Genomic DNA, 10,130 nt, shown 5'->3' on the forward strand with positions numbered 1-10,130 from the left:
ATTGCGCCCGGCGATGGGTGCGCACCTCGCGCGGGTCGCGGTTCCAGGCCAGCGCCGCCAGCTTCTCCCCGGCCGCATGGCCGAGCAGCCGTTCGAGCGACCGGCCGGGCGTCTCCGCCAACTGGCCGATGGTGTGGATGCCGCTGTCGGCCAGCCGCGCCTTGCTGACCGGGCCGACGCCCCACATCAGCTCCACCGGCAGGTCGTGCAGGAAGGCCAGCTCGGCTTTCGGATCGACGACCACCAGCCCGTCCGGCTTGGCCACCTGCGAGGCGATCTTGGCCAGGTGCTTGGTGCGCGCGACGCCGATCGAGATCGGCAGCCCCAGCTCCGCCCGCACCCGGTGGCGGATGGCGGCGGCGATCTCGGCCGGCGGGCCGAACAGATGGGTGCAGCCGGCGACGTCGGCGAAGGCTTCGTCGATCGAGATCCGCTCGACCAGCGGCGTGAAGTCGCCCAGCACCCCGATCGCGGCGTCGCCCAGCCGCTGGTATTCCTTGAAATGACCGCCGACGAAGATCAGCCCCGGGCACAGCTCCCGCGCCCGGCGGCCGGGCATGCCGCCGCGCACGCCATAGGCCTTGGCCTCGTAGGAGGCGGCCAGCACCACCCCGCCGCCGACCGCGATCGGCTTGCCGCGCAGCGCCGGGTCCAGCAGCTGCTCGACCGACGCGTAGAACGCGTCCAGGTCGGCATGGAGGATGGTGGCGTCCATCGCGCCGGCGGTCCGCCGCGTTGTTCCGGATAAGAACAAATATGGAACAAAATCGAAGGGCAATCAAGCCGGCAGGTCATCCGACGCGGGGAGCGGTCAAGCCTCACCCCTCCTGTCATTGCCGGGCTTGACCCGGCAATCCAGGGGCCACAGAGAGCGGCTCTTGAAAGCCCCTGGATCCTCGGGTCAAGCCCGAGGATGACAATAAAGGGAATGTCTTCGCCAACTGGCCTCCGATCCTCAGGGATGCAGCGACAGCCCCTTCAGCACGCGGTCGACATCCTTGCGGTCCTCGTGCATGGCGAAGCCGACCAGGTCCAGCGCGTCGCCCGGCACCGTCTTGACCGCGGCGCGGTTGGCCTCGTCATGGCCGGTGGCGAACAGCTCGGCGGTGTAGATGGCGATGCGCAGGTTGCGGGCCAGCGCCCGGGCATGGGCAGCCTTCAGCGCCTCCGCCGAACCGGCGAAGACCAGCACCGGCTGGCGGAACATCGGCAGGTACAGGTTGCCGGAGCCGTCCTCATAGGGCGCGCCGACCAGCTCCGGCCTCGTGCCGGCCAGGCCGCTGACGGTGAAGGCGGCCACGTTCAGCTTCTGCCAGACCGGCAGGTCCTCGCGCAACGCGACGGCGATTTTGGTGTCGAACCGCATATGCCCTCCTGGTGACCAGGGGACAGTAGGGGCGGGGCCTGCGGGCCGGCTTGTACGATCGTGCTGTGGCGGCGGCCCCCCGGTGAGGCCTAGGATACGGCCATGGACAGCGGTGAATGGGTCACGCTCGGGCTGGACCGGCGCTTCGGCGTCGAGCGCTTCCGCGCCCATTTCACCGCCCATTGCTATGAGCGGCACGCGCACGAGACCTATGCCATCGGCCTGACCGAGGAAGGGTCGCAGAGCTTTCACTGCCGCGGCGCCACGCATCGTACCCGGCCGGGATCGATCATCACCTTCAACCCGGCCGAGATCCATGACGGCCATGCGACCAATGCCGAGGGCTTCCTGTACCGGATGCTCTATGTCGCGCCGGAGACGGTCGAGGCCGTTCTCGACGACGCCGGCATCCGCCCGCCCTGGGCGCTGGCCTTCCCCAACATCCTGTCTGAGGACCCGGTCCTCGGCTCGCTGATCGCCCGGACCGCCGACGCCTTCGCTGAGCCGGGGGCGACGCTGGCGCGGTCCGAGGCGCTGGCGGCGATGGTGGTGGGGCTGGCCCGCCGCCAGGCCGGGGCTCCGGCCCCCGGCCTGTCCCGCCCCGCCGACACGGCCCTGGCGCGGGCGCGCGACCATCTGCACGCCCATATGGGCGAGGACATCACGGCGGAGGACCTGGCGGCCGTGGCGGGATTGAGCCGCTTCCACCTGTCCCGCGCCTTCACCCGCCGCTATGGCGCGGCGCCGGCCACCTATCTGCGCTGGATCCGGCTGGAGCGGGCGAAGCGCCTGCTGGCGTCGGGCGAGGCCCCGGCCCAGGTGGCGGCCGCCACCGGCTTCACCGACCAGGCCCACCTGACCCGCCGCTTCAAGGGTGCCTACGGCATCACGCCGGCGCGGTTCCAGAAGGCGGCGCAGGCGGCGTAAGTCATTGTCCTCGTCATCCCGTGCGCGCTGCGGCGCGCAGTGCCGCCGCGCAGACACTGGATCTCGTCTAACCCGAAGAGATCCCCGCTTTCGCGGGGATGACGATCTTGAATGAAATCAGGCCTGGAGCCCCAGCCGCGCCACCACCTCCTCGGCGATCGACAGGCTCGAGGTCAGGCCCGGGCTCTCGATGCCGAACAGGTTGACCAGGCCGGGCACGCCATGCCCCTCCGGCCCCTGGATCACGAAATCCGCGGCGGCGGCGCCGGGCGGGGTGATCTTCGGGCGGATGCCGGAATAGTCCGGCTGCAGCGCCCCGTCCGGCAGCGCCGGCCAGTAGCGGCGGATGGCGGCGTAGAAGCTCTCCGCCCGCGCCGGGTCGACGCGGTAGTCGAGCTCCTCGACCCATTCGACGTCCGGGCCGAAGCGCACCCGTCCGCCCAGGTCGATCGTGGCATGGGTGCCCAAGCCGCCGGGCACCGGCACCGGGTAGATCAGGTGCCGGAAGGGCGGGCGGCCGGACAGGCCGAAATAGTTGCCCTTGGCCAGGAAGGGCTGCGGCACCGACGCCTCCGGCACCCCGGCGATGCGGCGGGCGACCGCCGGGGCCGACAGGCCGGCCGAGTTCACCACCCGGCGGGCCAGCAGCTCCATGCCGCCCTCCTCGGTGGCGACCTGCAGATGCAGCCCGTCCGGCGTCACCGCCGCGGAGGCCAGCCGGCTGTGAGTGGCGATCATGGCGCCGCCGGCCTCGGCGTCGCCCAGCAGCGCCAGCATGAAGCCGTGGCTGTCGACGATGCCGGTGGAGGGCGACAGCAGCGCCGCGGTGCAGGCGACCTCCGGCTCCAGCGCATGTGCCTCGTCCGCGGTCAGCGGCCGCAGCGCGTCGTCCGCGCCGGTCAGCCCGTTGGCCCGCGCCGCCGCCTCGATCCGCACCAGCGTCGCGGCCTCCTGCTCGTCGGTGGCGACGATCAGCTTGCCGCAGCGCCTGGCGGTGACGCCGTGCTCCTCGCAGAAGCGATACAGCGCCCGGCGGCCGGCGACGCAGTGCCGGGCCTTCAGGCTGCCCTGCGGGTAGTAGATGCCGGCGTGGATCACCTCGCTGTTGCGGGCCGAGGTCTCGGTGCCGAAGGCGTCCGCCGCCTCGAGAATGATCACCTCCTGCCCGGCCAGGGCCAGCGCCCGGGCGACGGCCAGGCCGACCACCCCGGCACCGACCACGACGGCATCGACCGTGTCGGTCATGCCGCGCCGCGCAGCTGGCCGATCGCGCGGGCGACGCCGCGCAGCTCCGCCAGCCCCTTCAGCCGGCCGATCAGCGAATAGCCGGGGTTGGTCTTCTTGTGCACGTCGTCGGCCAGCAGATGGCCGTGATCGGGCCGCATCGGGATCTCCCAATCCGCCCGGCCGGCCGCCTTGCGGGCCCGCTCCTCCGCCATCAGCGCGTCGATCACCGCCACCATGTCGGCGCCGCCCTCGAGATGCTCGTCCTCGAAGAAGGAGCCGTCGGCCTCGACCGTGACGTTGCGCAGATGGGCGAAGTGGATGCGCGGCGCGAACTCCCGCGCCATCGCCGCCAGGTCGTTGTCGGCGCGCGAGCCGTAGGAGCCGACGCACAGCGTCAGCCCGTTCACCGGGCGGTCGACCATGGCCAGCACGGCGCGGGCGTCGGCGGGGGTGGAGACGATGCGCGGCAGGCCGAACAGCGGGAAGGGCGGGTCGTCCGGATGCACCGCCAGCCGGGCGCCGACCTCCTCCGCCACCGGCACGACCGCGCTCAGGAACGCCTTGTAGCTGGCACGGAAATCGTCGGCGGTGATGCCGGCATAGGCGGCCAGGCGGCGCTCGAACCCGGCCCGGTCGTTGACCGCGCCGGCCACGCCCGGCAGGCCGGCGATGATGGTCTTCTCCAGCTCGGCCTTCTCGCTCTCGCTCATCGCCGCGGCGCGGTCGCGGGCGCGGGCCAGCACCTCGGGGCGGTGGTCGGCTTCGGCGCCCCTGCGCTTCAGGATGAAGGCGTCATAGGCGGCCATGTCGACCGCATCGAAGCGCAGGGCATAGCCGGTGGTCGGCAGCCGCCACATCAGGTTGGTGCGGGTCCAGTCGACGACCGGCATGAAGTTGTAGCAGACCGTCGTCACCCCGGCCGCGGCGACGTTGCGCAGCGACTGGGCGAAGATTGCGGTCGCCTCGGCCGCGCCGGCGCCGCCGATCTTGACGGCGTCCGGCAGCGGGATGCTCTCGACCACCGACCAGGCCAGGCCGGCGCCCTCGATCACCGCCTTGCGCTCGGCGATCTCCTCCGCCGGCCACACGCTGCCGTCCTGGCGGTGATGCAAGGCGGTGACGATGCCGCTGGCCCCCGCCTGCCTGACATGGTCCAGCGTCACCGGGTCGTTCGGCCCGAACCAGCGCCACGTCTCCTTCATCGTCTCCAGCCCCTCATCGCGTGTTGATCTTGTTGCGGCCGACCAGCGGATACTGCTCGACCTCGTACACTTGGCCGGTGACCGGAGCCGACCGGTCGGACAGCCAGAACACCGCATGCTGCGCCACCTCCTCGGGCCGCAGGATGCGCCCCGTAGGGGCGAAGGCCGGCGGGATGTGATCCGCCCAGTCCTCGGGCCGGCCCTCGCGGCGCTGGATGGCGCGCTCGCTCTCGGTCAGGGTCCAGCCGACATTGAGCTGGTTGACCCGGATGCGCTCGGCCGAAAGCGCGTCGCCCAGGTTGCGCGTCATGGTCATCAGCGCCGCCTTGGACATGGAATAGACCAGCAGGTTGTCCTGGCCGCACAGCGCGTTGACCGAGCCGATATTGACGATGGCGGCGCCGCCACCTTGGGCGCGGAAGGCGCGCACCGCCTCGCGGCACAGCAGCAGGGGCGCGCGGGCGTTGACGGCGAAGATGGCGTCGAAGGCGGCCTCGTCGGCCTGCTCCAGCGTGGTGCGGGCCAGGGACGCGGCGTTGTTCACCAGCCCGTCGATCCGGCCATGGCTGCGCAGCACGGTGTCGATGATGGAAGCGGTCGCGTCGGGCGCGGTGACATCGGCCAGCACCGAGGCGACGCCGCCCAGATCGACCGCGGCTTGCGCCAGCGCCTCCGCCTCGATGCCGTGCAGCACCACGGTGGCGCCTTCGGCCTGCGCCGCCCGGGCGATCGCCAGGCCGATGCCGGAGGAGGATCCGGTGACCAGTATGACCTTGCCGTGAAGCATAGTGCCGCCCGCTCGTTGCAACCGACCCGGACTTCATAGCGGCATCACAGGGCCTTCCGAAAGGTCAGGTTTATCCGCTGGCGGCCCAGAATCGCATGGCTGCCGTCCGGCAGCGGCGCGATGCCGTGGAAGGCCAGCCGCGCCGGGCCGCCCCACACCGCGACGTCGCCATGCTCCACCCGCACCCGGCGGGTCGGGTCGCTGCGCTGCAGCCCGCCGAACAGGAAGGTCGCCGGCAGGCCCAGCGAGACCGAGACGATCGGCGCGCCGGTGTCGCGCTCGTCGCGGTCCTGGTGCAGCGACAGGCGCGCGCCGGGCTCGTAGCGGTTGATCAGGCAGGCATCGGGCGCGAAGGGGCCGAAGCCGGCCCTGACCGAGGCGGCGTCGGCCAGCTCGGCGAAGACCTCGGGCATCTTCGGCCAGGGGCGGCCGGCGATCGGGTCGTCGGGGTCGTAGCGATAGCCGCCGCGGTCGCTGACCCAGCCGACCTTGCCGCAATTGGTCATCGCCACCGACATGCGGTAGCCGCCGGGCGTGACCAGGTGGCGGAACGGCGCCGCGGCCTCCACCGCCCGCACCGCCGCGATCAGAGCGTCCGCCCGGTCGCGGGCGAAGCCGCGCAGGAGGAAAGCTCCTTCCGCTAGGGTCTTTTGGACCGGCCCCGGCCCAGGCAGGCTGTCGAACAGATCGGCCGTCATGCTCCGGCTCCCTCAACACCATCAGGTCTGCACGGACTTACAGGACCGTTTCGCCCGGTGCATTCCATCCCTTGCGGTCAAATTGGACGCAAGAAGCGGAGTGCCGGCACGGCCGGGCCGCGAGACACTGGATCATCACCGCTGAGGCCCGAGGATGCCCATGATCACCCTCTACGACTACCTGCCGTCGCAGAACGCCTACAAGGTCCGGCTGCTGCTGGCCCAGCTGCAGCGGCCGTACCGCACCGAGATCATCAGCATCTTCGAGGGCGAAGGCCAGCGGCCGGAGTATCTGGCGATCAACCCGACCGGCGCGGTGCCGGCGATCCGGCTGGACGACGGAAGGGTGGTCGCCGAGTCCAACGCCATCCTGTGGTTCCTGGCCGAGGGCACGCCCTACCTGCCGGAGGACCGCTTCGCCCGGGCCAAGGTGCTGCAATGGCTGTCCTTCGAGGGCGATTACGTCCAGTCCACCATCGCGACGCTGCGTCATTGGGTGATGACCGGCAAGGCCGCCCGCCGCCCCGCCGCGCTGGTCGAGGCCAAGCGCGAAGGCTCGCTGAAGACGCTGGCGATCCTGGACCGCGAGCTGTCCGGGCGTGCTTATATCACCGGGGCGGCCTACGGCATCGCCGACATCGCCGTCTTCGCCTATGTCCACCGGGCGGAGGAGGCGGAGCTGCCGCTGGCGGACTTCCCGAACGTCACGGCCTGGATCGACCGGGTGCGGTCGCAGCCGCGCTTCCTGGCCGAGACCTTCCCCTACTCGATCGATCCGCACTCGGTGAACGAGCTGCCGTGAGTCAGGCTCGTTCGGGTCGGCCCACCCCCAAAGCAAAGCCGTCATCGCGAGCCCCGGAGGGGCGTGGCGATCCAGCGGCACGGCCCTCTGGATCGCGCGGCGCTGCGCGCCTCGCGATGACGGTGTGGGTGGGCGACTCCAGCGGCGGCCGCCTTCACTCCGTCGAGCGGAACCAGCGCTCGCCGGTGTCCTCGGCCCGGCGGCGCTCGAGCTCCTCATTGTAGCGGCGCAGGGCGTAGGCCTCGCTGACATAACCGATGATCCGCCGTTCCTGCGCGTCGCTGACCACCGGCAGGGTCTCGGTCTCCGCCGCCTGGAACAGCTCCAGCGCCGTGCGGACGGTCTGGCCGGGCAGCAGGATGTAAGCGGCGGCGTGGCGCAGCGCGCCGATCTCGATCGTCTCCGCGTCGGCGTCGTGGTCGGAGTTGTGCGCGTCCGACACCTGCACCACCCCGGCGGCGCGGCCGGAGGCGTCGGTGACGAAGACGCGCTGGGTCGACCCGACCGGGAACTGCTTGCGGAAATCGGCGACGGTGGTCGTCTCCGGCACGCTGCGGACGTCGCGGCGCATCAGCCGGGCGACCGTCAGGTCGCGGATCCAGCCGACATCCTGGGCGCCGCGGATCGCCTCGCCGCGCAGGTGGAAGCGCCAGGTGGCGAAGGAATAGCCGAACAGGTGCCGCACCACCGCGGCCGCGACCACCACCCCAACCATCACGCCGATGGTGACGGAGAAGTCGCCGCTCAGCTCCAGCGCCAGGAAGGTCATGGTCAGCGGCCCGCCGATCACCGCGGCGGCCATCGACGCCATGCCGACCAGGGAATAGGCGAGGTGCTCGACCGGATGGCCGGGCAGGGCGAAGGCGGTCAGCTGGGCCAGGATGCCGCCGAACAGCGCGCCGGTCAGCAGCGAGGTGAAGAACAGGCCGCCGCGGAAGCCGGCGCCGAGCGAGATCGCCGCGGCGGCGGTCTTGGCGATCAGCAGCAGCACCAGGGCGGTCAAAGGCGGCGCCAGGGTGAGGTCGGCATAGAGCGCGCCGTGGCCGGAGCTCAGCACCTCCGGGAAGTGCAGCGCCATCAGCCCGACGATCAGCCCGCCGACGGCGGGGCGCAGCACCTGCGGCAGGGCCAGCTTGCGCATCGCCCGCTCGGTCCAGGTGACGCCTTGCATCATCAGGATGCCCAGCCCGGCGCAGGCCAGGCCGATCACGACGAAGATGGCATAGTCGGCGGCGTGCAGGCCGGTGTTCCAGGTCACCGTTAGGAACGGGCCTTCGTCCAGCAGCACCCGCTCCACCGCCGTCGCCGTCAGCGCCGCCGCCACCACCGGGGCCAGCGTCGCCGCGGTATAGGCGCCCATGATCAGCTCGAAGGCGTAGAAGGTGCCGGCCAGCGGCGCGTCGAAGGCGGCGGCGATGGCGGCGGCGGCGCCGCAGCCGACCATGGTGCGCAGATCGGCCCGGCGCAGGCGGAAGATCTGGCCGATACGCGAGGCGAAGCCGCCGCCGATCTGGGTGTAGCCGGCCTCCATCCCGACCGAGGCGCCGACGCCGCTCGACATCAGCGTGGCGCCGGCGACGACGAAGCCGTCGCGCAGCGACATCCGGCCGCCATAGAGGGCGTTGGCCTCGATCGGGTCGACCGGCGGGCGGGGGCGCCAGCGGCTGATCGCCCACATCACCCCGCCGAAGCCCAAGCCGCCCAGCACCGGCACCAGCACGGTCAGCAGCGGGCTGGTGTCGATGCTGGCGCTGAGGCGCTGGCCGCTCGGTAGGTCGAACAGCAGCTCGTGCATCAACTGCAGCCCCCAGCGCAGGGCGACGACGCCGAGGCCGACGATCACCCCGATCGCCACGGCCAGCAGCGGCAGGGCCACCTCGTTGGCGCGCACGGCGCTGCGCAGCCGGGTCCACAGATGCAGGCGCTGCAGCTGCCGGCGCAGCAGCGGGCCGCGCCGGGAGGGGGTAGAGATCGCGTCTTCGGCCTGGGGCGTGGCCATAATCGCCGCCGTGTCGGGAGGTTCCGTCCTTGTGGCCGACCCCGGCCGGCGGCGCAAGGGATGCGGGCTCGACGAATGGTCGCAACTGGGTTCTAAGGAATGCAGGGGGCGACGCCATGGGGATGACACGATGGTTCTGATCGGCTGCTTCCTGCCCTTCATCCTGGCGCTGGTCGGCGCCGTGGCCGGGCACATGCTCGGCAGCGGCAGCGTCGGGCTGTGGGGCATGGGCATCGGCTTCGTCGCCGGGCTGGCCCTGGCCGCGGTGATCGGCGCGCTGGCGCTGCAGTCGAAGCGCGACTGACGGGGCCGGCCGCCGGAACCGAAATTTCCCAGTTGGTATTGAGAGAATCAGCACGAACAACGGCGAGGTGCCGCCATGGGCATCGGAACCATCCTGCTGATCATCCTGATCGTCCTGCTGATCGGCGCCTTCCCGTCCTGGCCCTACAGCAGCGGCTGGGGCTACGGGCCGAGCGGCCTCTTGGGCGTGATCGTCATCGTCCTGCTGATCCTGGTGCTGATGGGCAGGGTCTAGCCCGGCGTCAGGTCCCCCGCGGCTTGGCCCGGGCCGTGGCCGGGGCGGTCAGCGGGTCGTCGGGCCAGGGATGGCGCGGGTAGCGGCCGCGCATGTCCTTGCGCACCTCGGCATAGCTGCCGGCCCAGAAGCCGGCCAGGTCGCGGGTCACCTGCAGCGGCCGGCCGGCGGGGGACAGCAGGTGGATCGCCACCGGCACCCGGCCGTTGCCGACGCGGGGCGTCTCGGCCTGCCCGAACATCTCCTGCAGCTTCACCGCCAGCACCGGCTGGGCCGGGTCGGCATAGTCCAGCGCCGCGCGGCGGCCGCTGGGGATCGGGATGGTGGCAGGCGCCAGGGCGTCCAGCGCGCGCTGCCGCTCCCAGCCCAGCGAGGTCGCGAGGATCTGCGCCAGGTCCAGCCGGTCGAGATCGCCGCGCCGGCGCATGCCGCCGAGATGCGGGGCCAGCCACTTCTCCAGCGTGTCCGTCAGCGCCGCGTCCGACCAGTCGGGCCAGGCCTCGCCGTCCAGCGCCCGGGCGAAGCCGGTCCGCTGCCGCAGCGCCACCGCGCCGTCACGCCAGGGCAGCGCGTCCAGGCCCAGC

Annotated in this window: 12 protein-coding genes; 4 read left to right on the plus strand and 8 right to left on the minus strand. The window is 71.8% G+C overall.

Annotated elements, in window-relative coordinates; translation table 11 throughout:
* On the minus strand, nucleotides 1-715 hold a 715-nt coding region (locus P409_RS16095), incomplete at its 3' end, for a DNA polymerase IV (RefSeq protein ID WP_034839120.1).
* 240 nt (nucleotides 716-955) lie between these two features.
* Nucleotides 956-1,366, minus strand: a complete 411-nt coding sequence (locus P409_RS16100) for a DUF2000 domain-containing protein (RefSeq protein ID WP_034839121.1) — start codon at nucleotides 1,364-1,366, stop codon at nucleotides 956-958.
* A gap of 102 nt (nucleotides 1,367-1,468) precedes the next feature.
* Between P409_RS16100 and P409_RS16105 the strand changes: the two genes are divergently transcribed.
* Nucleotides 1,469-2,293, plus strand: coding sequence for an AraC family transcriptional regulator (locus P409_RS16105; RefSeq protein WP_034839122.1), 825 nt, complete (start codon nucleotides 1,469-1,471; stop codon nucleotides 2,291-2,293).
* 117 nt (nucleotides 2,294-2,410) lie between these two features.
* Here P409_RS16105 and P409_RS16110 read toward each other — a convergent pair whose 3' ends face one another.
* From P409_RS16110 to alkB, 4 genes are read right to left on the minus strand one after another with little or no spacing between them, the layout of a single operon-like run.
* Nucleotides 2,411-3,538 (minus strand): NAD(P)/FAD-dependent oxidoreductase, encoded by a 1,128-nt coding sequence (locus P409_RS16110; RefSeq protein WP_034839127.1) that lies wholly within the window; start codon nucleotides 3,536-3,538, stop codon nucleotides 2,411-2,413.
* On the minus strand, nucleotides 3,535-4,722 hold the full coding sequence (gene uxuA / locus P409_RS16115) for a mannonate dehydratase (protein ID WP_034839131.1): 1,188 nt from the start codon (nucleotides 4,720-4,722) through the stop codon (nucleotides 3,535-3,537). The genes P409_RS16110 and uxuA overlap by 4 nt, the downstream gene beginning before the upstream one ends.
* A 13-nt stretch (nucleotides 4,723-4,735) precedes the next feature.
* Complete coding sequence (locus tag P409_RS16120) at nucleotides 4,736-5,509, minus strand: SDR family NAD(P)-dependent oxidoreductase (RefSeq protein ID WP_034839136.1); 774 nt, start codon at nucleotides 5,507-5,509, stop codon at nucleotides 4,736-4,738.
* Nucleotides 5,510-5,553: 44 nt separating this feature from the next.
* Nucleotides 5,554-6,207, minus strand: a complete 654-nt coding sequence (gene alkB, locus P409_RS16125) for a DNA oxidative demethylase AlkB (protein WP_034839141.1) — start codon at nucleotides 6,205-6,207, stop codon at nucleotides 5,554-5,556.
* A gap of 154 nt (nucleotides 6,208-6,361) precedes the next feature.
* Here alkB and P409_RS16130 point away from each other — a divergent pair, with 154 nt between their 5' ends.
* Nucleotides 6,362-7,009 carry a glutathione S-transferase family protein gene (locus P409_RS16130; RefSeq protein WP_202964688.1) on the plus strand — a complete coding sequence of 216 codons (648 nt, stop codon included), beginning with the start codon at nucleotides 6,362-6,364 and terminating at the stop codon, nucleotides 7,007-7,009.
* A 154-nt stretch (nucleotides 7,010-7,163) separates the two neighbouring features.
* Here the strand turns inward: P409_RS16130 and P409_RS16135 are convergent, their stop codons facing one another.
* On the minus strand, nucleotides 7,164-9,008 hold the full coding sequence (locus P409_RS16135; RefSeq protein WP_081991552.1) for a chloride channel protein: 1,845 nt from the start codon (nucleotides 9,006-9,008) through the stop codon (nucleotides 7,164-7,166).
* Between the two features lie 130 nt (nucleotides 9,009-9,138).
* On the opposite strand from P409_RS16135, the gene P409_RS38935 reads away from it, so the two are divergent.
* Together P409_RS38935 and P409_RS37145 are read left to right on the plus strand one after the other, a co-directional pair.
* Nucleotides 9,139-9,312: a hypothetical protein gene (locus P409_RS38935; RefSeq protein WP_161790410.1), complete on the plus strand. Its 174-nt coding sequence runs from the start codon at nucleotides 9,139-9,141 to the stop codon at nucleotides 9,310-9,312.
* Between the two features lie 75 nt (nucleotides 9,313-9,387).
* A complete protein-coding gene (locus P409_RS37145) occupies nucleotides 9,388-9,546 on the plus strand; it encodes a DUF3309 family protein (protein ID WP_034839149.1) in 159 nt (52 codons plus the stop codon).
* 7 nt (nucleotides 9,547-9,553) lie between these two features.
* Here the strand turns inward: P409_RS37145 and P409_RS16145 are convergent.
* On the minus strand, nucleotides 9,554-10,130 hold a 577-nt coding region (locus P409_RS16145; protein ID WP_034839153.1), incomplete at its 5' end, for an ATP-dependent helicase C-terminal domain-containing protein.

Origin of the sequence: Inquilinus limosus MP06, assembly GCF_000767795.1 — a bacterium.
Classification (GTDB): domain Bacteria; phylum Pseudomonadota; class Alphaproteobacteria; order DSM-16000; family Inquilinaceae; genus Inquilinus; species Inquilinus limosus_E.